Below are 24,426 nucleotides of genomic sequence, written 5' to 3'. Positions count from 1 at the left end.
GTCAGCTGACGCGCGCCGGCAGCAGCGCGCGCAGGTACTTCTTGACCTGCCGCTTCTGCACGACCCGCAGGACGGGGGTGCCGAGGCGGTAGAGGGCGGTGGAGGGCCGCGAGAAGACGCGGATGACGAGCCAGACCGAGTCGTCGGCGCGCTTCTCGACCACGAACGACTCCTCGCCGCTCTCCGGGTGGCCCTCGAGGGTGCCGTAGGCGAAGCCGACCTGGTCGGGCTCGTCCACGACGTAGACGACCCGCACGGGGGCGTTCACCGTCCGGCCGAGCAGCGTGATCTTGAGCACGGCCGTCACGCCGGCGGTGATGTAGGGCGTGCCGTCCGCCGAGAACTGCTCCTCGGTCGGGCGGCTGGCGAGGTCGATCGGGGTGCCGGCGGAGTCGAAGTTCACGCCGGTGTACTGCACGCCGCTGCCGGCGGTGATGTCGGTGACGGCGATGCCGCTGCCGCGCTGCACGCCCCACGTCATCAGCGACGCGGTCGTGATCGCGAAGCGCTCGGCGCCCGAGCCCAGGCGCGCCTCGAAGCGCTCGGCGGTGAAGCCGTCCGGCGGGTACTCGAGCAGATCCGGCGCGAGCGTGCCGCCGACCGCCGCGTAGGTGACCTGCGGCTGCCCCTCGAAGCTCGAGCGCCGGACGCTCACTTCTTGTCCTTCGTCTCGACGTCACCACTCAGGGCGGCGATGAACGCCTCCTGCGGGACCTCGACGCGGCCGACCATCTTCATGCGCTTCTTGCCCTCCTTCTGCTTCTCGAGCAGTTTGCGCTTGCGGGTGATGTCACCGCCATAGCACTTGGCGAGGACGTCCTTCCGCATCGCGCTGATCGACTCGCGCGCGATGATGCGAGCGCCGATCGCGGCCTGGATGGGCACCTCGAACTGCTGGCGCGGGATCAGCTTGCGCAGCCGTCCCGTCATCAGCACGCCGTAGGCGTAGGCCTTGTCGCGGTGGACGATCGCGCTGAACGCGTCGACCTGCTCGCCCTGCAGCAGGATGTCGACCTTCACCAGGTCGGCCTCCTGATCGCCGGCGGGCTCGTAGTCGAGCGAGGCGTAGCCGGCCGTCTTCGACTTGAGGTTGTCGAAGAAGTCGAAGACGATCTCGCCGAGGGGCATGTGGTAGCGGATCTCGACGCGGTCCTCGCCGAGGTACTCCATCCCGATCAGCGTGCCGCGACGGCTCTGGCAGAGCTCCATGATCGTGCCGACGTAGTCCTTCGGCGCGAGGATCGCGGCCCGGACGATCGGCTCGGTGACGCTGGCGATCTTGCCGACCGGGAACTCGCTCGGGTTGGTGACCGTGACGGTGCTCTTGTCGTCGGTGGTCACCTCGTAGATGACGGACGGCGCCGTGGTGATCAGGTCGAGGCCGAACTCGCGGTCGAGCCGCTCGGTGACGATCTCGAGGTGCAGCAGACCGAGGAAGCCGCAGCGGAAGCCGAAGCCGAGCGCGACCGAGGTCTCGGGCTCGTAGACGAGCGCCGCGTCGGAGAGCTTGAGCTTGTCCAGTGCCTCGCGGAGGTCGGGGTAGTCGCTGCCGTCGATCGGGTAGAGACCGGAGAACACCATCGGCAGCGGCTCGGTGTAGCCGGGCAGCGCCTCGGTGGCGGGCTTGGACGCGGTGGTGACGGTGTCGCCGACCTTCGACTGGCGGACGTCCTTCACGCCGGTGATCAGGTAGCCGACCTCGCCGACGCCGAGGCCCTTGGTGGAGACCGGCTCGGGGCTGGAGACGCCGATCTCGAGGATCTCGTGAGTGGCACGCGTCGACATCATCTGGATCTTCTCGCGCGGCGAGAGCTGACCGTCGATCATCCGGACGTAGGTGACGACGCCGCGGTAGGAGTCGTAGACGGAGTCGAAGATCATCGCGCGAGCGGGAGCGTTCTTGTCGCCGACCGGCGCGGGCACCAGCTCGGTGACGCGGTCGAGCAGAGCCTCGACGCCGACGCCGGTCTTGCCGGAGACGCGGAGGACGTCGGCCGGGTCGCCGCCGATGAGGCTCGCGAGCTCGGCCGCGTACTTCTCCGGGTCGGCGGCGGGGAGGTCGATCTTGTTGAGGACCGGGATGATCGCCAGGTCGTTCTCGAGCGCGAGGTAGAGGTTCGCGAGGGTCTGCGCCTCGATGCCCTGCGCGGCGTCGACCAGCAGGATCGCGCCCTCGCAAGCGGCGAGCGAGCGGCTGACCTCGTAGGAGAAGTCGACGTGACCGGGGGTGTCGATCATGTTGAGCGCGAAGGTCTGTCCGTCGCGCTCCCAGGGCATGCGCACGGCCTGCGACTTGATCGTGATGCCGCGCTCGCGCTCGATGTCCATCCGATCGAGGTACTGCGCGCGCATCGCGCGGTCCTCGACCACGCCCGTGATGCCGAGCATGCGATCGGCGAGCGTGGACTTGCCGTGATCGATGTGGGCGATGATGCAGAAGTTGCGGATGGACGCCGGATCGGTCGCGGCGGGCTCGAGCCCGAGGTGTGCACGTGGAGACATCGTGCGTCCAGTGTCCCACGGCCGGGGTGCGGCGGCGGGCGAGGGGCCGGGACCGGCCGGATGCGGTGCAGAACGTCAGCTGTGGAGGGGACTCGTCGCCGATGGGCGATGAGCGCGGTTCTCCGCTGATGTTCTGCGGCAGTCCTCGCTAGAGGTCGAGTCCGTAGGTGCGCGTGGGCTCGATCCTGGGCGGGTTCTCGCGCTCGGGGAGCCGGACGAAGCCCATGCTCTCGTAGAGGGCGTGCGCGGCGAGCATGTCGGTGCCGCTGTTCATGACCACGCGCTGGAGTCCCCGCTCGACGGCGAGCATCACCACGAACTCGGTGAGCAGGCGGCCCAGCCCGCGGCCGCGCGCCTCCGGAGCGACCGCCAGCAGCCGCCAGTCGAGCTCACCCGGGCGACCGAGGGAGTAGAGGTTGGCGCCGGGAGCCGCGGTGGTGACGGTCGCGAGGATCGCGCCGGCCTCCTCCGCGACCCAGACCTCGCCCTCGCGGTCGTGCCGGGCGACATCGGCGACGTCCGCCGCGTACTCCTCCCCCAGCTCGTAGTCGTGGGCATAGGCGGCGAGGCGCAGGCGGGAGACCTCGGCGTACTCCTCCGGGCGCACCCGGCGGACCAGGACGTCGTCGGCGCTCATGCGCTCGCCGCCGCGGTCGGGGCCGGCAGGGCGCGCAGCCCGTGCTCGAGGTCGGCGGGGTCGGCCGCGAGGCAGACGCGGATCCAGCCCTCACCGGTGCGCCCGAAGGCACTGCCCGGCGCGACGGCGACGAGGGTCTCGAGCAGGAACGCCTCGGCCCAGGAGGCGACGTCGCCGTCGCTCGCGTGCGAGACGTCGATCCAGAGGTAGAAGGCGCCCTCCGGCTCGCGGAAGCGGATGCCGCGCTCGTCGAGCAGCGCCGTCGCGAGCCGCAGGTTGGCGAGGTAGTGCGCGGAGGCGTCGGCGACCGCGTCCTGCGGCCCGGTCAGCGCCGCGAGGGCCGCGCGCTGGTCGGGCGTCGCGACGCAGCTGATCGACGCCTCCTGGACGGTGACCATCGTGGAGGTCAGGCCGGGCGGGGTGACCAGGTAGCCGACGCGGACGCCGGTCATCGCGTAGGTCTTCGAGAGCGAGAAGACGCTGAAGACGCGGTCGTCGTCGTGGCCGGCCTCTTGCGCGAGCGCGGCGAGGCTCACGTGCGGGCGGCCGTAGGTGAAGCACTCGTAGACCTCGTCGCTGATGATCCAGAGGTCGTGGCGGCGCGCGAAGTCCAGCAGCCGCTCGAGCATCGGCCGCGGCAGGACGATGCCGAGCGGGTTCGACGGGCTGTTCACGATGATCGCGCGGGTGCGATCGGTGACGATCCGCTCGAGCTCGTCGAGATCGGGGAGGAAGCCGTTCTCGGCGCGCAGCGTGTAGGGCACCGGGACGGCGCCGATCATCCGCGCGTTCATCGTGAAGGTGGTGTAGCCGGGGTCGGGCAGGAGCACCTCGTCGCCGGGGCCGAGCGTCAGCGTCATCGCCTGGTACAGCGCCTGCGTGGCGCCGACCGTGACCCAGACCTGCTCGACGTCGGCACGGAACCCGTTGTCGCGGGCGAGCTTGGCGACGATCGCGCGCCGCAGCTCCATCAGGCCGCCGTTCGGGCCGTAGCCGGTGTCGTCCGCGGCCCAGGCGGCACGGGCCGCCTCGATGATGTGCGGTGCGACGGCGACGTCGGGCTCCCCCACGGCGAGCAGCGTCACGCCGTCCAGGCGGAGGGCGATCTCGAACAGCCGGCGGATGCCCGAGGGCGGAACGGCGGGGATGTGATCGGCGAGTCGGGGCATCGCTGGTCAGGCTACTGGCGGGCTCCTCCCGCGAGATGCCACTTGCGTACGCCTCGCGCGGCGTGTCGCGTACGCAAGTGGCATCTCGCGGGAGGGGACGGGGCGTGGGCGGCGGGCGCGGCGCGGTTGAAGGGTGGCGGCGGGTGCGCTAAAGTTCCTTGTTGGCTTGCGCTCCACCATTGGCGTGTGTGGAGTGATTCAGAAGCCGGCGACCTCCAGTCGCACCGGGATGGCGTTTCCACGCCACCGGAAGGGGCACTCCGTCGAGTAGCCGGCTGCACACACATCCGAGAAGAAGGTAATAGACGTGGCAAACATCAAGTCGCAGATCAAGCGCAACCTCACCAACAAGAAGGCGAACGAGCGCAACAAGGCCGTCAAGAGCGAGCTGAAGACCGCCGTCCGCGCGGTGCACTCCGCCATCGCCGCCGGCGACACCGAGAAGGCCGCCACCGCGCTCGCCTTCGCCGCCAAGAAGCTCGACAAGGCCTCGAGCAAGGGCGTCATCCACAAGAACCAGGCCGCGAACCGCAAGTCGGCCATCGCGAAGCAGGTCGCCGCGCTGTAAGGCTGCGTCTCGCTGCAACGACGAAGGGTCCGGCGTCTGGCCGGGCCCTTCGTCGTTTCCGCTCGCCGTCGACGGACTCCTCGTTCCTCGTCGTCCGTCGCGCGGTCGGCTTCCCGAGAGGGTCGCGCTGAGTGGAGCGGGTCGCGTTCCGGCTACGACGATTCGCTGGCACGCGAATCGCCTGTTCGCCTGCGCGACGGCGGCTCCAGCACCACCGGCGCCAGCTCGCCAGGACACCGCGCAGCACGAGCCCGCACGACAACATGCTGGTCGAGTGGCCCCGAAGGGGCGTATCGAGACCGACCGTCGTCAGCACCAACGGCGCAAGCTCGCCAGAACATCGCGCAACACGAGCCCGTGCGACGACATGCTGGTCGAGTAGCCCCGCAGGGGCGTATCGAGACCCACCACCGCAAGGACGTCCGGTAGCGTCGCCGTGACGGACGACTCCCGCGGGGAGCTGCCCGGCGCGGGATCGGGGGATCATGACCAGCACGGAGACGGCGAAGCCGCTGAGCCAGGACAGGGCGATCCTCCTCGGACTGCTCGGGATGATCGTCGTGCCGACCGCGATCGTGGTCGGCACGAACTCCTGGACGGAGCCCCAAGCCGCGGACTGGGTCAGGATGGCCCTCGGCTCGGTGATCGCCGCGCTCGTCTCCGTCGTCGCAGCCTGGTGGCTCGCCTTCGACCGCCGTCGCGCGTACGCCCCCGGCCGCACCTGGTTCTGGGGCGTCGCCTGCGTGGTCACGCTCGTCGCCGTCTCGACGATCTCCTCCGCCGCGGATCGACTCACCCGGTTGATCGAGGCGGGCTGACGGTGGCCGCACCGCTCGACGCCACGACCTCTCCCGCCCGACCGCGGACCTCCGGACACCGGGCGCGGATCGGCTTCTGGACCATGGCCTGCCTCGGCGTCCCCGCCGCGCCCTTCTCCTGGTGCTGGTTCGGCTTCGCGATGGCCGAGGCGCAGTCGGAGCAGGGCAAGGCCCTCGCCGCGGGGACGACGATGGCGGGCTTCGGGGAGGCCGTCGGAGGAGTACCGGTCGCCGTCGCGCACGTCGTCGGGCTGATCGTGCTCCTCGTCCTCGCGCACAGGGCCTATCGGGGATCGGCGCTCGTCTTCGCGGGCACGGCGGTGGTCGTCGCGTCGGTCATCGGGCTCGGCGGCGCGCAGCTGCTCTTCGGCGGAGCCGTCTTCCACTTCGACCCGGAGAACCGGCAGACCTACGTCCCCTGAGACCGACGGTGCTGACGGGTCGGATCTCGATACGCCCGCTCCGCGGGCTACTCGATCACCATGGTTCTGGCACGCCCATCACGCGATGCGATACCCGCACGCTGATCGAGGAGCCCTGCACGGCAGGCCCGGCACATGCATGCCGGTCGGAGGAACCCCGCGTGGCGTGCCCCAGCACCCGAATGCTGGTCGAGGAACTCGGCCTGGCGGGCCCGGCACGTGCATGCTGGTCGAGTAGCCCCGCAGGGGCGTATCCAGACCCACCGCCCCCAGCAGGAGAAGCGCCGAACGTCAGACCCCGCGCGCCGAGATGACGGACACCATGCGCTCGAGCGCGAAGACCGGGTCGCGGGTCGCACCCTTCACGTTCGCGTCGGCCTCCGCGACGGTCAGGATCGCCGTTCCCAGGCCGTCACCGGTCCAGCCCGCCAGATCGCGGCGAGCGCGGTCCACCTGCCACGGCGCGAGTCCCAGCCGCGAGGCGATCTGGCCGGACCCCTCGCGCGACCCGGCGACCTTCGCCATCGTGCGCAGCTTGCTTGCGAACGCCGCGACGATCGGCACCGGATCCGCACCCGACGCGAGCGCGTGCCGGAGCCCCAGGAGAGCCTCCCCGTGCCGACCGGCGATCGCGGCATCAGCGACCGTGAACGCGGTGGTCTCGACCCGACCGCCGTAGTACTTCGCGACCGTCGCCTCGGTGATGTCACCGGTGACATCGGAGACGAGCTGCTGGCAGGCCGAGGCGAGCTCGTCCAGGTCGTCGGAGAACGCCGATACCAGCGCCCGCACCGCACCGGTGGTAGCCGTGCGCCCCGCGGTGCGGAACTCCGCGATCGCGAAGTCGACCTTGTCGCTCTCCCGCTTGAGCTCGGCGCAGACGATCTCGATGCCGCCGCCGGTGCCCGAGCGGATCGCGTCGAGCAGCTTCTTGCCGCGGTTCCCACCGCCGTGCCGCAGCACGACCGTCGCGCCGTCCGCGGGCTGGGCGAGGTACTCGATCATCTCGACGAGGAACGCGTCGGAGCACTTCTCGACGTTGGAGACGCGCAGCAGCCGCGGTTCGTCGAACAGCGACGGGCTCGCCAGCGTCAGCAGCTCCCCCGGCGCGTAGCCGCCGGCGTCGATGTCGTTGACCTCGAGACTCGGGTCCTCGGCGCGCAGGAACTCGCGGAGGAACCGCAGTGCCCGGTCGGCGAGGAACTGCTCGGGACCGGTGATCAGCACGATCGGAGCGGGTCGCGTCTGGTTCCACGCGAGCTGCGGGATCGCCGCCTTCGAGGGGGCCGCCTTGCCGCGCGCCGGGGCTCTGCCTGCCATGCCGTCGTCCTTCCGTGACCCTCGATTCTACGAGTCCGGAGACACCCGCTGGAGGAGCGAGGAGAGGTCGCGCCGTCAGGACGGACCGCGCCGTCGCTGCCTCTCCAGGTACTTCCGTCGGTACCTGCGGGAATCGGAGAAGGCGCCGATCCCCGTTCCGACCAGCGCGACCGCGGAGACGACGATCCACCACGGCGGCTGGTGGGGCACCGCGGCCAGGAACAGGAGGAGTGCCACGTGGGCGAACATGACCAGAGAGATCGAGACGCCGGGTTGATCCTTCCGGAGTTCGGGTCGTTCCTTCCGAGTCACGCCGACTCCTTCTCCTCGTCACGCCACGTCGATCCCGTATCCAAGCAGTCGGCGACGTCCGCGACCGATCCGCGGCGCCAGGCTGTCCACTCCGTCGCAAGACACCTGCGGATCGGGTTCTGGCAGCACCGTCCTCCCCGGCGACCGGCGACCCTCGGCCGAGCACAGGCGTGACCCCACCTCCCTGCTCGTCCAGAGCGGCCACCGGGGCGGCGGCGCCGCTCGTCCAGACGACGACCCCCTCGGGTCGCGAGGAGAGCAGCACCGTCCCCTCGAGGTCCGTCCGCAGGGCGCGGGTGCCGCGCTCGGCCAGCAGCGCGAGCAGCGACGGCGTCGGGTGGCCGTACGTGTTGTCCGCGCCGACCGAGACGAGGCCGATGCGGGCACCCAGCGCGTCGTAGAGGGCGGGCGACTGGTCGGCGGAGCCGTGGTGCGCCACTTTCACGACGTCGACGCGGCCCGGGTCCAGGCGTGCGAGCCGGCCCTGCTCCTCGGCGCCGAGGTCGCCGAGCATGGCCAGCGAGAGCGGCCCGCCGATCGCGTCCGCGGCGATGTCGATCCGCAGGGTCACGCTCGCCTCGTTGCCGCGGAGGGTGGTCCCCCGCTCCGGCCAGACGACTCGCCAGTGCAGCGAGCCGACCGAGCCGCTGTCGCCGCGCGCCGCCTCCCGCACCGCTGCCCCGCCGGACACGAGGTCGGCGCGATCGCGGGTGTCGCCCTCGTCCGCCACCGGGCCGACGAGCGCCTCGTCGACGCGGCCGACCACGGCCGCCAGGCCGCCGACGTGGTCGAGGTCGTAGTGGGTGAGCAGCAGCAGCGCGAGGCGGTCGATGCCGAGCAGGTCGAGGCACGCGTCGAGCCGCTCCGGCAGCGGCCCGGTGTCGACGAGGACCACTCCGGCGTCGCCGCGGATCAGCACCGCGTCGCCCTGCCCGATGTCGCACATCGCCACCCGCCAGTCCGGCGGGACGGCTCCGGAGCGCAGCAGCGGCGTCGCCACGCTCGACACTCCCCCGACGACCAGCGCCCCGGCGAGCACGGTCGCCGCGACCTGTCGCGCCCGCGCGAGACGACGCGAACGGGTGACGAGCAGCAGGGCGAGCACGGTCAGGACCGTGAGCGCCAGCATCCCGCCGAGCCCGGGCAGCCAGGCGATCCGCGGCGACGGCCAGGTGGCGACGGCGCGCGCGATCGAGGCGATCCACCGGGCCGGCACGGCGGCGAGGCGGATCGCGATGTCGGCGCCGCCCGGCCACCACGGCGCCAGGAGGCAGCCGATCAGCCCGAGTCCGGTGGCCACCGGGGCCGCCGGCTCGGCGAGCAGGTTCGCCAGCACCCCGTAGACCGGGATCGACGGGTCGATCAGCAGGACCGCGGGCTGGCAGGCCAGCTGGGCCGCCAGCGGAACCGCGACCACGAGCGCGAGCGGACGCGGCAGCACGTCGCCGAGCCGGTCCGCGATCGGCTCCGCCGCGAGCAGCAGCCCGCCCGTCGCCAGCACGGACAGCACGAAGCCGAGCCGCCCCGCGATCGCGGGATCGACGAGCATCAGCAGGACGACACTCGCCAGCAGCGCCGGGACCGCCGCGCCCGAGCGCCGCCCCAGTCGCGCGAGCAGCACGACGCTCGCCATCACCGCCGCACGGACGACGCTCGGCTCCGGAGTGACCAGCACGACGAACGCCGCGAGGACCGTCAGAGCCGAGACGGTGCGGAGCCTGCGGCCGGCGCCGAGCAGCGCGGCGACGAGCCAGCCCGCCGCGACCACGACCGCGCAGTTCGCGCCGGACACCGCGGTGAGGTGGGTGAGGGAGGCGGTCCGCATGTCGTCCTCCAGATCGGACGCCAGGGCGGAGGTGTCCCCGGTCGCGAGCCCGGGCAGCAGACCGGCAACGTCTCCCCCGAGCACCGCGGTCCGGGCGAGGAAGCCCGAGCGCAGGACCTCCGCGACCGCCGCCACCCCCACGGGCGGACGCCGCTCGAGCACGGCGCTCGCCGTCAGGAGCGTGCTCTCGCCGACGACGCCCGGCTCCTCGGCCCGAGCCCGCAGCACCACCTCGGAGCCGACCGGCAGCCGCCCTCCGGGCTCGGCGAGGAACACCCGGACCGGCGCGGACATCGGCTGATCCCCCAGCTGCAGTGCTGTGGCGTCGAACCACACCCCGCCGGTGACGAGCGGACGTGCGGACGTCTCGACCCGGACGAGCACGGCCTGAGCCGTTCGGGACTCCGCGGCTGCCCGCAGCTCAGGAGGATGCCGCTCGGGAGTCGTCACGACGACGGAGGTGACGGCCAGCGCTGCTGCCCCGAGCGCCACCGCGATACCGGCGAGGACGACGGCAACGCGCCGCCGACGAAGCAGTCCGAGAGCCAGGACGGCGACGAGGCACACGGACCACGCGACCGTGCAGAGCAGCACCCCGCCCCCGAGGACGGCGGTGACCGGCAGCAGCCCGGTCGCCGCGGCCGCCGCCCAGGCCGAGAGCGCGAGCGGCAGCAGCCGCAGGTCCTGCGCGCGGATCACGGCGCCACCTGCTCGCGGAACGCCTCGAGCGTCTTCTCGCCGACGCCCGGCACCTCCAGCAGCTGGTCCACCGAGGTGAACGGCCCGTGCTCCTCCCGGTAGGCGATGATCTTCGCCGCCATCGCAGGGCCGATCTCGGGCAGCTCCTCCAGCTGCGCAGCCGTGGCCGTGCTGAGGCTGACGATCCCGCCCGCGGCGGCAGCACCTCCGGCGGCCGGAGCCGTGCCGCCCGGTACGACCGCCGCACCCCGCTCCGGGACGAGGATCTGCTCGCCGTCCACGAGCCGGCGCGCGAGGTTCACGGCGGCCCGCTCGGCCGGCTCCGTGAAACCACCCGCCGCCGCGAGCGCATCGGCCACCCGCGCACCGGGATCGAGCAGATAGAGGCCGGGCGCGGTGACCGCTCCGGCGACGTGCACGTAGAGCACCTCACCGGGGCTGCTGCTCGCCGCGGGCGTCGCGTTCCCTTCCGTGGACGAGGGCGCTCCGGACGGACCCGCCGCAGCAGTGACACCACCGGCCGGCGCGAGCACCTCCGTCCGGCCGCTCGCCCGCGTCCCGGCGAGGAGCACCGCGACGACCGCCGCCGCGATCACCAGCACCATCGCCGCGCCGACCCCGATCCGCCAGCGCGACCGCGCTCGCCGCGGACGGCGCAGCAGCCCCGCGGGGTCGTCGGCCTGGCTCGTCTGCTGCATCCGACGACGCTAGAACGGCCCCGATCTGGCGATCAGCGACTCCTTCGGTTCAGTGGACGAAGCTCGAGATCCCGTCCTGTGGAGGACGCCCGCCCCGACCGCTCAGAGCAGTCGCAGCCGCCCGACGATCTTGTCCACGCGGTTCCTCGGCCCGATCAGACCGACCGCCAGGTACTCGACGAGCTCGGGCGGGGTCGCCCCGAGCGCCTCCCGGTACTCGTCGTACACCCGGGTGTCCTGCGCGGCAGCGGGCATGTCGGCGACGAACGTCCCCTCGTGCGCCTCCGCCTTCGCCCGGATGGTCCGCAGCGTCGCCGCGTCGGCCGCGAGCACGGTGCAGCCCGCCCACGGCAGCCCCGGGTGCTCGGAGCCCGAGGCGTCCTGCGCGGCGGGGCCGAGCAGCCCGGGCACCTGCGCACCGGTCGCCGCGGCGACGCAGACGGCGGCGTTCACCGCGCGCCCGATCGGCAGTGTCTCGTCGACCACGACCACCCACTTCAGCCGCGCCGATCGGGTCGGCGCCGCGGTGTCGATCTCGTCCTCGGCGTAGCCGACAGGTGCAGTGCTCATCGTCATCCCTCTCTGGTCGGTCCTCCCGACCGGCCGCGCTCACGATAGGCGGATGCGCGAGCATCCCGCAGGATGTCCGTATGAACGACCAGCAGAACCGCGATGGGGTGGTCCTCGACGCGCTCGACATCGCCATCCTCCGCCTCCTGCAGTCGGATGCGCGGATGTCCAATCGCGACATCGCGACCGCGGTCGGCGTCTCCCCCACCACCTCCCTCGATCGCATGCGGCGGCTGCGCACCCACGGCGTCATCCGAGGCGCCACCCTCGACGTCGACCTCGCCGCGATCGGCCGCGGCGTCCAGGCGCTGATCGCCGTGCGCATCCGGCCGCCGTCGCGCGAGGTGATCGAGTCGTTCCGCGACTGGGTCAGCGGCCTCGAGCAGACCCTCGGCGTCTTCGTCACCGCCGGCAACGAGGACTTCATCATCCACGTCGCCGTCCGCGACAACGACGACCTCTACGCCTTCGTCATCGACCGCCTCACCGAGCGCCGCGAGGTCGCCGACGTCCGCACCTCGGTCGTCTACCAGCACATCCGCAACGGAGCGGTGCCGCCCGCCTGACAGCGCGTCACAGGCGGAAACGTCGAAGGGCCCCTCCGCGATGGAGGAGCCCCTTCGAGGTGAGCCGGTGCTCGGGACGGCCTAGGCCGGCTTCGTCACCAGATTCACCAGGCGCGGTGCGCGGACGACGGCCGTGACCACCTCGCGGCCCAGCAGCGCCCGCGCGACACCGGTGGCCGCGCGCGCCTTCTGCTCGAGCTCGTCCGAGGAGATCTTCGGCGAGACCTCGATGCGGTCGCGGACCTTGCCGTCGACCTGGAGGATCGCGGTGACCTTCTCCTCCACCAGGAGCGTCGGGTCGGCCTTGCGCCAGAGCGCGTGCGCCACCGAGCCCTCGTAGCCGAGACGGTTCCACATGTCCTCGGCCGTGTACGGCGCGAAGAGGTTCAGCGCCATCGCGACGACCTCGGTCGCCTCGCGGACGGCGGGGTCGCCTGCGCCGGCGCCGGAGTCGATGACCTTGCGGGTCGCGTTGACCAGTTCCATCAGGCGCGCGACGACGACGTTGAACTTGAACGCCTCGATCAGCGAGGGCGACTCGGCGAGGAAGCGGTGCGTCTGCCGGCGCAGCGCCGCGTCGCCGTTCTTCCACTCCACGTCGGGCTTGGTCGTGACGTCCTTCGCCAGGCGCCAGGCGCGGGCGAGGAACTTCGCGCTGCCCGAGGGTGAGACGTCGGCCCAGTCGATGTCGTCCTCGGGCGGGCCTGCGAACGCCATCGTCAGGCGCACGGCATCGACGCCGAACTCGTCCAGCTGGTCCGACAGGCGGACGATGTTGCCCTTCGACTTCGACATCGCGGCGCCGTCCATCTGCACCATGCCCTGGTTGAGCAGCGCGGTGAACGGCTCGGTGAAGGAGACGTAGCCCAGGTCGAAGAGCACCTTGGTGATGAAGCGCGCGTAGAGCAGGTGCAGGATCGCGTGCGTCACGCCGCCGACGTACTGGTCGACGGGCGCCCACTTCTCGGCGAGCTTCGGATCGAACGCCTGGGTGTCGTCCTTCGGCGAGAGGAAGCGGAGGAAGTACCAGGAGGAGTCGACGAAGGTGTCCATCGTGTCCGGGTCGCGGCGCGCGGGGCTGCCGTCGTTCGGGTTGGCGACGTTCACCCAGTCCTCGGCCGCGCCCAGCGGCGAGGAGCCCTTCGGCTGCAGGTCCAGGCCGTCGGTCGAGGGCAGGCGCACGGGCAGCTGGTCCTCGGGGACCGGGATCAGCTCGCCGTTCTCGCCGTGGATGATCGGGATCGGCGTGCCCCAGTAGCGCTGGCGCGAGATCAGCCAGTCGCGCAGGCGGTAGTTCTTCGCCGAGCGGCCGCGACCGCGCTCCTCGAGCAGCTTGATCACGCGCTCGATCGCGGTGCGCTTCGACAATCCGTCGAGCGGGCCGGAGTTGATCAGGCGGCCGTCGCCGGTCAGCGCCTCGCCGGTGGTGGCCGGGTCGAGCGAGTACTCCTTCTCGAGCGCGGCGAGCTCCTCCGGGTCCTTGGGGATGACCGGGATCGCGCCGGTGACCGAGGCGGTCGTGTCGACGACGACCCGCACCGGCAGGTCGAAGGCGCGGGCGAAATCGAGGTCTCGCTGGTCGTGCGCGGGCACGGCCATGACCGCGCCGTGACCGTAGTCGGACAGCACGTAGTCGGCCGACCAGATCGGCAGGCGCTCGCCGTTGACGGGGTTGATCGCGTAGCGGCCGAGGAACACGCCGGTCTTCGGGCGGTCGACGGTGAGGCGCTCGATCTCGCTCGACTTCTGCACCTTCTCGAGGTAGCTGCGGAAGGCGGTCCGCAGCTCGGGCTCGGCGCCCTCGACCAGCTCCGCGGCCAGGTCGGAGTCGGGTGCGACGACCATGAAGGTCGCGCCGAAGAGGGTGTCGGGGCGCGTCGTGAAGACGGTGATCCGCTCCTCGCGGCCCTCGATCTCGAACTCGACGTCGGCGCCGATCGAGCGGCCGATCCAGTTGCGCTGCATGGCGATGACCTTCGACGGCCAGGAGCCCTCGAGCTGGTTGAGGTCGTCGAGCAGGCGGTCGGCGTAGTCGGTGATCTTGAAGTACCACTGCGTGAGCTTCTTCTTCACGACGACGGCGCCGGAGCGCTCCGAGGTGCCGTCGGCGAGGACCTGCTCGTTCGCCAGGACGGTCTGGTCCACCGGGTCCCAGTTGACCCAGCTGTCCTTGCGGTAGGCGAGGCCCTTCTCGTACATCTTGAGGAACAGCCACTGGTTCCACTTGTAGTACTCGGGGTCGGAGGTGTGCAGCACGCGGTCCCAGTCGAAGGACGCGGCGTAGCGCTTCATCGAGCGCTTCTGCTGCTCGATGTTGTCGTAGGTCCAGGTGACCGGGTTGAGGCCGCGCTTGATCGCCGCGTTCTCGGCGGGCAGGCCGAAGCTGTCCCAGCCGATCGGGTGCAGCACGTTGAAGCCCTGCTGGCGCCAGTAGCGCGCGATGACGTCGCCCAGCGCGTACGCCTCCGCGTGGCCCATGTGCAGGTCGCCGGAGGGGTAGGGGAACATGTCCAGCACGTACTTGCGCGGGCGCTTGTCGGTGGAGTCGCCGGTCGCGAACGGCCGGGTCTCCTCCCAGATCGGGAGCCACTTCTCCTGGAGCGCGCGGAAGTCGTAGCGCTCCTCGTCGGTCGGGCCGGTCTGCTGGGAGGTCTCTTCTGCCACAGGTGTGTCCTACTTCTGTGAGGGTGGGGGTGGGCGCGCGCTCGGAGGGCGCCTGCGTCCGACCAACAACCCTACTGGCCTCTAGTGGCCGGGCGACGACTCCGCCGTGACGAGCAGGTCGACTCCGAGCGCGGCCAGCAGCGCGCGGGCCTTGAGGCGGGTCTCCTCCACCTCCTCGTCGGGGATCGACAAGGTCGTGATGCCTCCGCCGGTGCCGATCCTGGCGCGGGCGCCGTCGAGCACGAGGGTGCGGATGGTCATCGCGAGATCGAGCGAGCCGTCGCCGCCGAGGCGGCCGAACGCGCCGGCGTAGAGACCGCGCGGCCCGGCCTCCCACTCGCGCAGGAGCTCGATCGCGCGTCGCTTCGGCGCTCCCGTCATCGAGCCGGCGGGGAAGGTCGCGGCGAGCAGCTCGGCCGGTCCGACAGCGGGCGCGAGCTGCGCCGACACCTCGCTCACCAGCTGGTGCACGTGCGGGTAGGTCTCGATCTCGAGGAGGCGGTCCACCTGCACCGACACGGGAGCGGCGATGCGGGCCAGGTCGTTCCGCACGAGGTCGACGATCATCACGTTCTCGGCGCGCTCCTTGACGCTCGCGAGCAGCTCGGCCCGCAGCTCCGCGTCGACGACGGGGTCGGCGCTGCGCGTCCGGGTGCCTTTGATCGGATGCGTGGCGACGCGGCCCTCGGCCGTGACGTCGAGGAAGCGCTCGGGCGAGGCGCTGACGAGGGCGAGCCCGGCGACCCGGATCAGTCCGCCGTGGTGGCTGGGACTCGAGCGGCGCAGGCGCCGGTACGCCTCGACCGGATCGAACGCACCCTCGACCACCACCTCGTTGGTGAGGCAGAGCTGGTAGGCGTCACCCGCGCGGATCGCGGCCTGGCAGTGGGCGATCAGGGCTCGGTACCGCTCGGGACCGTGCCGCCACTCGGCGGGCCCGGACGGCTCCGCGTCGCGCGGCTCGCCGATATCGGCAGGGGTCTCGCCGAGCGCCGTCAGCGCTCGCTCCAGCCGCCGCGCCTCCTGCTCCCTCTCCGGGGAGGAGACGAGGTGCAGGGTCCGCCGGGCGTGGTCGAACTCGAGCACCGGGTCGCCGCGGATCAGCGCGAGCGCGGGCGGAGCGTCGGCGTCGACGGAGGCGGGCGGAAGGGCGACGAAGGGCGCACCCGCCTCGTAGGCGATCCAGCCGTACCGGCCGAGCGCCCGGTCGCCGGTGCGCTCCGTCTCTACGGCGGCGAGCGCCGCCGACACGTCCCCGCCGGGCCCGACCGTCAGCACGTCGTCCGAGGATCCGAGGAAGGAGAGGCCCTCGACGGCGTCGCGGCCGGAGTCGAGCCAGAAGGAGGCGTCCGCCGAGGCGAACAAGCCGAGGTATGCTCGCTCGGGATCGACCCAGGCCAGCTGCCGCCGGGCGGCGGAAACCTCGGGGAGCGCGGCCACTGGGCTAGCGTAGGCGGTCGTGGACGGCGAGCTGGCGCGGAAGTGGGACGGGCGGGAGCTCGGTCCCGCTGTGGACGACTCGGCCGGTGTCCTCCTCGCGGCCGACTCCTGGCTGGTGTCGGAGGGCCGCGTGCGCGGTCTCGAGCTGCACCGGGAGCGGTTCCTGGGCGCCGTCGCCGACGCCGGGTCGACTCCGGGCGTCGGTTCCGACGACACCGCGGCGTTCTTCGACGCCGCGATCGCGGCGCTCCCCCGCAGCGGCGACTCCTTCCCCCGCGTCGAGCTCACCGCAGAGGGTCTGCGCCTCCGGCTGCGCGATGCCCCGCCGCGGGGCCGCACCGTCGTCCTCTGGACCAGCCCCGTGGATCCGCGCCGCACCCCGGAGCGCAAGGGACCCGACATCGCACGGCTGGCGCTCCTGCGCTCCCGCGCTCTCGCCGCCGGTGCGGACGAGGCCGTGATCCTCGGTCCCGACGGCGCCGTAATCGACGGCGCCTCGAGCGCTGTGCTCTGGTGGCTCGGCGACGCGCTGGTCGTCCCGCCCGCGAGCAGCCGCCGGGTGCGGAGCGTGACCGCCCGCACGGTCTCCGTGCTGGCAGGAGCACTGGGCGTCGACGTCATCGAGGCGCCGGCTGAACCGGTCGACCTCGACGGCCGCGAGGTGTGGACGGCGAACGCCCTGCACGGCCTGCGCCTGGCCACGGGCTGGGTCGACGGACCGGCGCTCGCCGCGGTGCCGGGCCGGCTCGACGCCTGGCGCCGGCGCCTGGACGCCCTCCGCCGCCCCCTCCCCTGACGCGCGCGAGGCGCTGGAACGGACGGCGTGCCAAGGACCGGTCACCGCGCGCCGATCCCTCGTCGTGCGCACCCGCTCGCGCCAGGATCGAAGCAGTCCGCTCGTGATGCCGCCCTCACCCCGACGGCGCCCATCTCTCGAGAAGGAACTGCGATGACACCACAACCCCCCCGCCCGCTCGCCTCAGGTCTCGTCGCGCTGGTCGCGACCGGCGCCCTGCTCCTCAGCGCGACACCCGCCCTCGCTCAGGGCGGTCTCAGCACCGCGTCCTCGAGCGTCTCCGCCGCCGCCAGTGCGTCGGCCCCCGACGCACTGAACCCCGGCCAGCAGCTCCTCGCCGGTCAGTCCATCGCCTCGAGCCAGTCGGGAGGCGGCTACACCTTCCGGATGCAGGACGACGGCAACGCCGTCGTCTACGACGAGGTCGGCCACGCCCACTTCAGCACGGGCACCTCGGGGCGGAGCAACCGCCTCGTGATGCAGGAGGACGGCAACGTCGTGATCTACTCCTCCGACGGCCGTCCGCTCTGGAGCACCGGGACGGACAACGAGCCGAACGCCCACCTCGTCATGCAGTCGGACGGCAATCTCGTCCTCTACCGCGAGGACGACTCCCCGGCCTGGGCGAGCGACAGCAACAGCAGGATCCCCGAGCCGCCGTTCAGCACTCTCTAAGACGACGAGGTGCTGTACCGCGGCCACCAGCTCACGTCGCCGAACGGACTGTTCCGCGCCGTCATGCAGCGCGACGGCAACCTGGTCGGCTACGGCCCGGACGGCGTCGTCTGGAGCACCGGCACCTTCGGCACCGACAACCAGCTCCTCGTCTCCGACGACGGCTACGCCCTGATCATCGGCGCGGACGGGGGGATCAAGTGGGCGGCCGACACCGGGGGTGAGGCCACCTCCCTCACGCTCGACGACAGCGGTGTCCTGACCGCTCTCGACGAGGACGGCGCCGTCCTGTGGACGAGCCAGTCCGGGCTGCCCGGCGCGCAGCTGTACGCCCCCAACACCCTCGAGGTCGACGACCACCTCCGCTCCGATGACGGCGCCTACCGCGCCGTGATGCAGGCCGACGGCAACTTCGTCGTCTACGGCCCGACGGGAGCGATCTGGCAGACCGCCACCTCCGGAGTCGAGAGCTCGTTCCAGTTCTCGAAGGACGGCACGGCACAGGTCGTGGCCGGCAACGGCGCTGTCACCTGGGCGGCCACGCCCGCGGGCGGCGCCGCTCCGTTCCGCCTCGTGATGCAGAGCGACGGCAACCTCGTCGAGTACGACGCCCACCACCACGCGGTCTGGTCCAGCCGCTGACGGCTTCTGCAGTCCGGCTCCCGCAGTCGCGGTGACGCCTTCACTCGACGGCCCAGCCCGTGCTCCTCAGCACGAGCCGGGCCGTCGTCGTGCCCTCGGAGCAGCACGCGACGGGTGCGCGCACCGACCGCCGACGCCGTCCGGAGGGCCGGGAACCGGAACACGCGACAGAGAGCACGTGTCGAACGCCAACGGGCGACGGGCTCGAACGCAGGTGCTTCGGTGAGAGGGACGACCGCTCGGTGATACCGACCTCTCGCCCTCCACGACAACACCTCGAGAAAGAACTGCGATGACATCTCACACCTCCTCACGCCCACTCGCCTCCGGGCTCGTCGCGCTCGTCACGACCGGCGCCCTGCTCCTCGGCGCCGCGCCCGCCTCCGCTGAGGGCGCGCACGGCGCAGTCTCGGCACCCCGCTCCGAGACAGCACGCGCGGGCGACTCCGCGACCTCCAGCACCCTCGAGGCCTCCGCCCAGCTGTCGGCGGGACAGTCCATCGCCTCCGGCGGACCCGGGGGCGGTTACACCTTCCGGATGCAGGACGACGGGAACGCCGTGACGTACGACCAGGCCGGCCGAGCCGTCTTCAGCACCGGCACCTCGGGGCGCGGCAACCGCCTCGTGATGCAGGAGGACGGCAACGCGGTGATCTACTCCGCCGACGATCGCCCGCTCTGGAGCACCGGGACCGACATCGAGCCGGACTCGCACCTCGTCATCCAGGCGGACGGCAACCTCGTGCTCTACCGCGTCAACGGCTCTCCCGCCTGGGCCAGCAGCATCAACGGCCTGATCGCCGAGCCGCCGCTCAGCACCCTCCTCACCTTCGAGGTCCTGCACCGTGGTCACCAGCTCACCTCACCGAACGGACGGTTCCGCGCGGTGATGCAGCGGGACGGCAACCTCGTCGGCTACGGCCCCGACGGTGTCGTCTGGAACACGGGGACTCGCGGGACCGACAACTGGCTGGCCGTGAGGCCGGACAGCATCACGGTCGAGCGCGAGGACGGGACGCGGAAATGGGTGGCTGAAACGGGGGGCGGGGTCGACCACGTCACCCTCGACGACAGCGGCGTGCTGACCGTTCTCGACGAGGACGACGCCGTGCTCTGGACGAGCCAGTCCGGGCTGCCCGGCGCGCAGATGTACGCCCCCAACACCCTCGAGAGGGACGACCTCCTCCGCTCCGACGACGGCCGCTACCGTGCCGTGATGCAGGCCGACGGCAACTTCGTCGTCTACGGCCCGACCGGAGCGATCTGGCAGACCGCCACCGCCGGCGTCGAGAGCTCGTTCCAGTTCTCGAAGGACGGGACGGCGAAGGTCGTAGCCGGCAACGGCGCCGTCACCTGGGCCTCGCAGCCCGCCGCCGGCGGCGCCCCGTTCCGCCTGGTGATGCAGAGCGACGGCAACCTCGTCGAGTACGACGGACAGGGCCACGCGATCTGGTCCCTCCGCTGACCCCGCCGGGATCGATGCGTCGGCGGACGCGCTGACGTCACCTCCGACGGCCCGGCTCGTGCACACCCTGCACGCGCCGGGCCATCGGCGTCTTCGCGCGCGAGGTCCGGCCCTGCGCGACTCCCCCTCAGAGGTCAGAAGCGGGACGACGCGACAACGACCCTGCGCCCCGCGCCGGAACGCATCGACGTCCAGCAGCAGTGCTTCGGTGAGAGGGAAGACCGTTCGGCGATGCCGCCTCGTCGACGGCGGTGCCGATCTCTCGAGTAAGGAACTGCCATGACATCCACCTCACATCCACGCTCCCTCGCCTCCGGACTCGTCGCGCTCGTCGCGGCGGGAACCCTGCTCCTCGGCGCGACACCCGCCCTCGCCGAGAGCGCCGCCGGAGCAGCATCGTCGCCGAGCGGCGCTCCCGCCTGGTCCGCCGGCGCCGGGACGACCGCCGAACCGCCGCACGACACCCTCGGCACCGGCGGCACCCTCGCGCCGGGCGAGCAGCTGACCTCGAAGAACGGGCTGTTCCGCGCGGTCATGCAGACCGACGGGGACCTCGTCGGCTCCGGGCCCTCCGGCGTGATCTGGCGCACCGGCACCCACGGCGCGGGCAACCGCTTCGTCCTGCAGAACGACGGTGACGCCGTCGTCCTCGGCGCCGACGGCTCGGTGAAGTGGGCGACCGGCACCAGCGACGACACTCTCACCGTCCAGCTCGACGACAGCGGAGTGCTGAAGCTCGTCGACGACGAGGGCGACCTGGCGTGGGACAGCCAGTCCCAGCTGCCGGGGTCGGTCCTGTACGCCCCGAACTACCTCTCGACCGGTGACGTGCTGCGCTCGGACGACGGTCGGTACCTCACGGTGATGCAGTCGAACGGGGACCTCGTCGTCCACGGTCCGACGGGCACTGTCTGGCAGAGCGGGACCTCCGGGGTCGACAACGGGCTGTACGTCGCCGAGAACGGCGTCGCGTCGATCTACGACTGGCGCGACACCGTGGTCTGGACGAACGGTCCCGCCTCCGGTGCGGGCGGACCGTTCCGGTTCGTGATGCAGAACGACGGCGCCCTCGTCGAGTACGACGGCCAGGGCCACGTCGTCTGGTCCAGCCGCTGACGGCAGCGAACAGCGGGCTCCGCCGAGGCGGTCGGCCCTGCTCCGACGGCCCGGTCGTGCGCATCCCGCACGGACCGGGCCGCCGTCGTGAAGGCCCGAGGTCGGGGCGACGGGCGAGCGAGTGCCTCCGTGATGCCGGCGAGCGCTGGACCGGGACACGGCGTCCCGAGCGCACGCCCGATCCCGCCCCCGCATGCGAGCATTCGAGGATCCGCTCGGCGATGCCGACCTCTCGAGAAAGAACTGCGATGACGCCTCCCTCTTCCTCACGCTCCACCGGAGCCTCGCGCTCCACCGGGCCCTCCCGATTCGTCGGCTCCGGGCTCGTCGCGCTCGTCGCGACCGGGGCTCTGCTCTTCACGGCGACGCCGGCGTTCGCCGAGGAGGCGGTGCAGCAGACGCTCTCCACGTCCTCCGCCGACTCGGCGCCCGCACTCCGGACGAACGCCGACCCGCAGTCCCGCGTCGCCGGCGCGTACTACAACGCGCTGGAGGGCGGCGAGGAGCTCGCCCCCGGCGAGAGCATCGTCTCCGACAGCCCCGGACCCGCCTACGAGTTCGTGATGCAGACCGACGGCAACGCCGTCACCTACGGACCCGACGGCCGCGTCGTCTACGCGACCGGCACCGCCGGCCGCGGCGACCACCTCGTCATGCAGACCGACGGCAACGTCGTGATCTACTCCGCCGACGACCGGCCCGTCTGGAGCACCGGCACGAACGACGAGCCCGGTGCGTACCTGATCATCCAGCAGGACGGCAACCTCGTCGTGTCCCGCGAGAACGGCTCCCCCGCCTGGGCGAGCAGCGTCAACGGGAGGATCGCCGAGCCCGCGACCGACACCCTCTTCACCGGCGAGACCCTCCGCGGCGGGCACCGGCTGACCTCCGCCGACGGCCGCTTCCGCGCCGAGATGCAGACCGACGGCAACTTCGTCGGCTACGGCCCGCAGGGCGTCGTCTGGACCACCGGCACGCGCGGCGCCGGCAACCGGCTCGTGCTGCAGTCCGACGGCAACGCCGTGATCTACGGGCCGGACGGCTCGGTCCAGTGGTCCTCCGGCACCCGCGGCTCGGATCTGCGCCTCGGCATCAACAACGCGGGATCGCTGATCATCGTCGACCAGGTCGACACCGTGCTCTGGACCAGCCAGGCGCAGCTGCCCGGCTCGAGCCTCTACGCCGAGAACGGGCTCGCCGCCGGCAGCCTCCTCCGCTCGGCGAACGGCGTCTACCGCGCCGTCATGCAGGGCGACGGCAACTTCGTCGTCTCCGGCCGCTCCGGCCCGATCTGGTCGACGGTCACCTCGGGCGCCGGCAGCTCGTTCAACCTCTACGAGGACGGCTTCATGGCCGTCGTCCGCGGCGACGGCGCCGGGACCTGGACGGTGACGCCCCGCGCCGGCGCGGTCGCTCCGTTCCGCCTCGTCATGCAGGACGACGGCAACCTGGTCGAGTACGACGGCCGCAACCAGGCGGTGTGGGCGAGCCGCTGACCGCGGTCGACCCGACGCAGCTCCGATCGGGTCCCGCCCCGCGGCGGGCCCCTCCCGACGGCCCGGCTCGTGCCTCCCCGGCACGGGCCGGGCCGTCGGCGTCCCCGGGCGGCGCGACCCGCGGCCGAGGGCGGGCCGCCACCTCCGGCGCGCGGGCGCCGGCGGGGCACGGTTCGTCGCTGCTCCCCCGCGCGTCGCATGATGGAGGGGTGAGCGACGCCGGCGACTTCATCCGCACGGCGCTGGAGTACGAGGGCGACGTCTGGCGCGCGCAGGACGTGCGCGAGCGGCTCGGAGCGGGCCTCGATTCCACCGGCGCCTCGGTCGGCGCCGTGCGCGGGACCGTGCGGGACGCGCTGAAGAAGTTCCGCGGGCTCGAGCACGACGACGTCACCGCGCTGTCGTCGGAGCTATGGGAGCCGCGCGTCTTCGAGACGCGGCTCGCCGCGATCGTCCTGCTGCAGTCGCGGGCGGCGCTCCTGCGCGCCTCCGACCTGACCCGGCTCGAGGGATTCGTCCGCGATGCACGGGTCGAGGAGTTGACGGCGCCGTTGGCCCGCGACGTGATCCGTCCTCTGCTCGAGAGCAGCAGCGGATCCGCACGGGCTCGGGTCGACGGCGTGCTCGACCGATGGGCCGCCGAGGGCGGGACGCTCGCCGAGGCCGAACGACGGGTCCGGCCGGCGTCCTGATCCAGCCGGATCACCACTCGATCACGACCGCGCCCCCGCGGCGTGGCGCGGCGAGCGCCGTGGAAGCATTCGGGAGAACCGCCCACCGACTCCGCTCGAAGGACCCGCGATGACGCCTCTCCACCCCGCCCGCACTCTCTTCTCCGGGGCGGTGGTGCTCGTGACCGCGGGCGCCCTGCTGCTCGGCGCGACCCCTGCCCTCGCCGCCGGCCCCGGGCACGTCCCGACCACGGTCGCCACCGCCGCGAACGTCTTCACCGACGCGCTGGTCAGCGGAGAGCAGCTCGCGCCCGGCGAGAGCATCGCCTCGGTCGGCGGCGGCTACCGCTTCGTGCTGCAGACCGACGGCAACGCCGTCACCTACGACGCGAGCGGCCGGGCCACCTTCAGCACCGGCACCCAGGGCCGCGGCGACCGCCTCGTCATGCAGGCCGACGGCAACCTCGTGATCTACGCCGCGGACGGCCGACCCGTCTGGTTCACCGGCACCGACGGCGAAGCAGGTGCCGCCGTGCGGATCCAGAGCGACGGCAACCTGGTCGTCAGCCGCGCGAACGGCAGCCCCGCGTGGGCGAGCAGCATCGGCACGACGATCGCAGCGCCGCCCACCGACTTCCTCTACCCCATCGAATCCCTCCGGCCGGACGGACGCCTCACGTCGGGCGACGGCCGCTTCACCGCGGTGATGCAGGGCGACGGCAACTTCGTCGGCTACGGCCCGAACGGAGTGACCTGGAGCACCGGCACCTCGGGCGCCGGGAACCGGCTCGTGCTGCAGGAGGACGGCAACGCCGTGATCTACGGTGCGGACGGCTCGGCGAAGTGGGCCACCGGCACCAGCGGCTCCGGAGTGCGGATGAACCTCGACAACACCGGCAGGCTCGTCCTGTACAGCATCGAGGACACCGTGATCTGGAGCAGCCGGATCGCCTTCCCGAGCAGCACCCTGTTCGCTCCGGCCGCGCTGTACGCGGGCGAGGGCCTCCGGTCGGGCAACGGCGCCTACCGAGCGACGATGCAGGCCGACGGCAACTTCGTCGTCTCCGGCCGCACCGGTCCGGTCTGGTCCACCGGGACGTCCACGTCCGGCGACTTCCTCTCGATCGACGAGAGCGGATACCTGGCGGTCGCCGGCCAGGGCCGAGCGAGCTGGAGTGCCCTGCCGCGCTACTTCGTCGATGCCGGCCCCGCTGTGCCGCCGTTCCGCCTGGTGATGCAGGACGACGGCAACCTGGTGCAGTACGACGGGCGCGGTCGCGCGAGCTGGTCCAGCCGCTGATCGCCGCGCTCCCGCGCTGAGCGGATTGCCGGACCGTCCCCCCGGTCCGGGGATC

22 protein-coding genes and 1 pseudogene are annotated in these 24,426 nt (G+C 72.1%); 12 read left to right on the top strand and 11 right to left on the bottom strand.

Annotated features, from left to right (window positions below; genetic code table 11):
• Position 1 precedes the first annotated feature (1 nt).
• The 4 genes from C1I64_RS03990 to C1I64_RS03975 form a co-directional block, all read right to left on the bottom strand.
• The gene (locus tag C1I64_RS03990) at positions 2-655 is read right to left on the bottom strand and encodes a DUF1990 family protein (RefSeq protein WP_123445616.1); all 654 of its coding nucleotides are present in this window, start codon (positions 653-655) and stop codon (positions 2-4) included.
• Positions 652-2,502: a translation elongation factor 4 gene (lepA, locus tag C1I64_RS03985; protein ID WP_123445615.1), complete on the bottom strand. Its 1,851-nt coding sequence runs from the start codon at positions 2,500-2,502 to the stop codon at positions 652-654. Before lepA ends, C1I64_RS03990 begins: the two co-directional genes overlap by 4 nt.
• A gap of 148 nt (positions 2,503-2,650) precedes the next feature.
• Positions 2,651-3,139 carry a GNAT family N-acetyltransferase gene (locus C1I64_RS03980; RefSeq protein ID WP_127886276.1) on the bottom strand — a complete coding sequence of 163 codons (489 nt, stop codon included), beginning with the start codon at positions 3,137-3,139 and terminating at the stop codon, positions 2,651-2,653.
• Entirely contained in the window at positions 3,136-4,308 is a 1,173-nt protein-coding gene (locus C1I64_RS03975; RefSeq protein ID WP_127886275.1) for a pyridoxal phosphate-dependent aminotransferase, read from the bottom strand. The genes C1I64_RS03980 and C1I64_RS03975 overlap by 4 nt, the downstream gene beginning before the upstream one ends.
• Before the next feature lie 307 nt (positions 4,309-4,615).
• Here C1I64_RS03975 and rpsT point away from each other — a divergent pair, with 307 nt between their 5' ends.
• From rpsT to C1I64_RS03960, 3 genes are all read left to right on the top strand, one after another.
• Positions 4,616-4,876: a 30S ribosomal protein S20 gene (rpsT, locus tag C1I64_RS03970; RefSeq protein WP_123445612.1), complete on the top strand. Its 261-nt coding sequence runs from the start codon at positions 4,616-4,618 to the stop codon at positions 4,874-4,876.
• Between the two features lie 485 nt (positions 4,877-5,361).
• Positions 5,362-5,694 carry a hypothetical protein gene (locus C1I64_RS03965; protein WP_127886274.1) on the top strand — a complete coding sequence of 111 codons (333 nt, stop codon included), beginning with the start codon at positions 5,362-5,364 and terminating at the stop codon, positions 5,692-5,694.
• A 2-nt stretch (positions 5,695-5,696) separates the two neighbouring features.
• Positions 5,697-6,116 carry a hypothetical protein gene (locus C1I64_RS03960; protein WP_244209399.1) on the top strand — a complete coding sequence of 140 codons (420 nt, stop codon included), beginning with the start codon at positions 5,697-5,699 and terminating at the stop codon, positions 6,114-6,116.
• A gap of 291 nt (positions 6,117-6,407) precedes the next feature.
• Here C1I64_RS03960 and holA read toward each other — a convergent pair whose 3' ends face one another.
• The 5 genes and pseudogenes from holA to C1I64_RS03935 form a co-directional block, all read right to left on the bottom strand.
• Positions 6,408-7,436 carry a DNA polymerase III subunit delta gene (gene holA / locus C1I64_RS03955; protein ID WP_123735445.1) on the bottom strand — a complete coding sequence of 343 codons (1,029 nt, stop codon included), beginning with the start codon at positions 7,434-7,436 and terminating at the stop codon, positions 6,408-6,410.
• A gap of 75 nt (positions 7,437-7,511) precedes the next feature.
• Complete coding sequence (locus tag C1I64_RS03950; RefSeq protein ID WP_127886273.1) at positions 7,512-7,748, bottom strand: hypothetical protein; 237 nt, start codon at positions 7,746-7,748, stop codon at positions 7,512-7,514.
• A 748-nt stretch (positions 7,749-8,496) separates the two neighbouring features.
• Positions 8,497-9,573: pseudogene (locus tag C1I64_RS20860) on the bottom strand (ComEC/Rec2 family competence protein); the annotation flags it as partial.
• A 695-nt stretch (positions 9,574-10,268) separates the two neighbouring features.
• On the bottom strand, positions 10,269-10,970 hold the full coding sequence (locus C1I64_RS03940) for a ComEA family DNA-binding protein (RefSeq protein ID WP_127886272.1): 702 nt from the start codon (positions 10,968-10,970) through the stop codon (positions 10,269-10,271).
• A 102-nt stretch (positions 10,971-11,072) separates the two neighbouring features.
• Positions 11,073-11,540, bottom strand: a complete 468-nt coding sequence (locus C1I64_RS03935) for a DUF2000 domain-containing protein (protein WP_127886271.1) — start codon at positions 11,538-11,540, stop codon at positions 11,073-11,075.
• 80 nt (positions 11,541-11,620) lie between these two features.
• Here C1I64_RS03935 and C1I64_RS03930 point away from each other — a divergent pair, with 80 nt between their 5' ends.
• Complete coding sequence (locus C1I64_RS03930) at positions 11,621-12,106, top strand: Lrp/AsnC family transcriptional regulator (RefSeq protein WP_127886270.1); 486 nt, start codon at positions 11,621-11,623, stop codon at positions 12,104-12,106.
• Positions 12,107-12,187: 81 nt separating this feature from the next.
• Here C1I64_RS03930 and leuS read toward each other — a convergent pair whose 3' ends face one another.
• Both leuS and C1I64_RS03920 read right to left on the bottom strand, forming a co-directional pair.
• Positions 12,188-14,770, bottom strand: a complete 2,583-nt coding sequence (gene leuS / locus C1I64_RS03925; protein ID WP_127886269.1) for a leucine--tRNA ligase — start codon at positions 14,768-14,770, stop codon at positions 12,188-12,190.
• Between the two features lie 81 nt (positions 14,771-14,851).
• Entirely contained in the window at positions 14,852-16,210 is a 1,359-nt protein-coding gene (locus tag C1I64_RS03920) for an anthranilate synthase component I family protein (protein ID WP_244209397.1), read from the bottom strand.
• Positions 16,211-16,229: 19 nt separating this feature from the next.
• On the opposite strand from C1I64_RS03920, the gene C1I64_RS20485 reads away from it, so the two are divergent.
• The 8 genes from C1I64_RS20485 to C1I64_RS03880 all read left to right on the top strand — a co-directional run bounded on the left by C1I64_RS20485 (position 16,230) and on the right by C1I64_RS03880 (position 24,371).
• On the top strand, positions 16,230-17,006 hold the full coding sequence (locus tag C1I64_RS20485; protein ID WP_127888446.1) for an aminotransferase class IV: 777 nt from the start codon (positions 16,230-16,232) through the stop codon (positions 17,004-17,006).
• Between the two features lie 153 nt (positions 17,007-17,159).
• A complete protein-coding gene (locus C1I64_RS03910; protein ID WP_127886267.1) occupies positions 17,160-17,681 on the top strand; it encodes a hypothetical protein in 522 nt (173 codons plus the stop codon).
• Positions 17,682-17,690: 9 nt separating this feature from the next.
• Entirely contained in the window at positions 17,691-18,323 is a 633-nt protein-coding gene (locus tag C1I64_RS03905; RefSeq protein WP_127886266.1) for a hypothetical protein, read from the top strand.
• A 292-nt stretch (positions 18,324-18,615) separates the two neighbouring features.
• Positions 18,616-19,788: a hypothetical protein gene (locus tag C1I64_RS03900; protein ID WP_127886265.1), complete on the top strand. Its 1,173-nt coding sequence runs from the start codon at positions 18,616-18,618 to the stop codon at positions 19,786-19,788.
• Positions 19,789-20,067: 279 nt separating this feature from the next.
• The gene (locus C1I64_RS03895) at positions 20,068-20,904 is read left to right on the top strand and encodes a hypothetical protein (RefSeq protein ID WP_127886264.1); all 837 of its coding nucleotides are present in this window, start codon (positions 20,068-20,070) and stop codon (positions 20,902-20,904) included.
• Positions 20,905-21,152: 248 nt separating this feature from the next.
• The gene (locus tag C1I64_RS03890; RefSeq protein ID WP_164874435.1) at positions 21,153-22,400 is read left to right on the top strand and encodes a hypothetical protein; all 1,248 of its coding nucleotides are present in this window, start codon (positions 21,153-21,155) and stop codon (positions 22,398-22,400) included.
• A gap of 209 nt (positions 22,401-22,609) precedes the next feature.
• Positions 22,610-23,092, top strand: a complete 483-nt coding sequence (locus C1I64_RS03885; protein WP_127886262.1) for a DNA alkylation repair protein — start codon at positions 22,610-22,612, stop codon at positions 23,090-23,092.
• A 109-nt stretch (positions 23,093-23,201) separates the two neighbouring features.
• A complete protein-coding gene (locus tag C1I64_RS03880) occupies positions 23,202-24,371 on the top strand; it encodes a hypothetical protein (protein WP_127886261.1) in 1,170 nt (389 codons plus the stop codon).
• Positions 24,372-24,426: the final 55 nt, after the last annotated feature.

Origin of the sequence: Rathayibacter festucae DSM 15932 (assembly GCF_004011135.1) — a bacterium.
In the GTDB taxonomy this organism is placed as follows: Bacteria; Actinomycetota; Actinomycetes; order Actinomycetales; family Microbacteriaceae; genus Rathayibacter; species Rathayibacter festucae.
The sequence above is the reverse complement of the archived record's forward strand: the minus strand, read 5'-3'. Positions and strand labels throughout refer to the sequence as shown.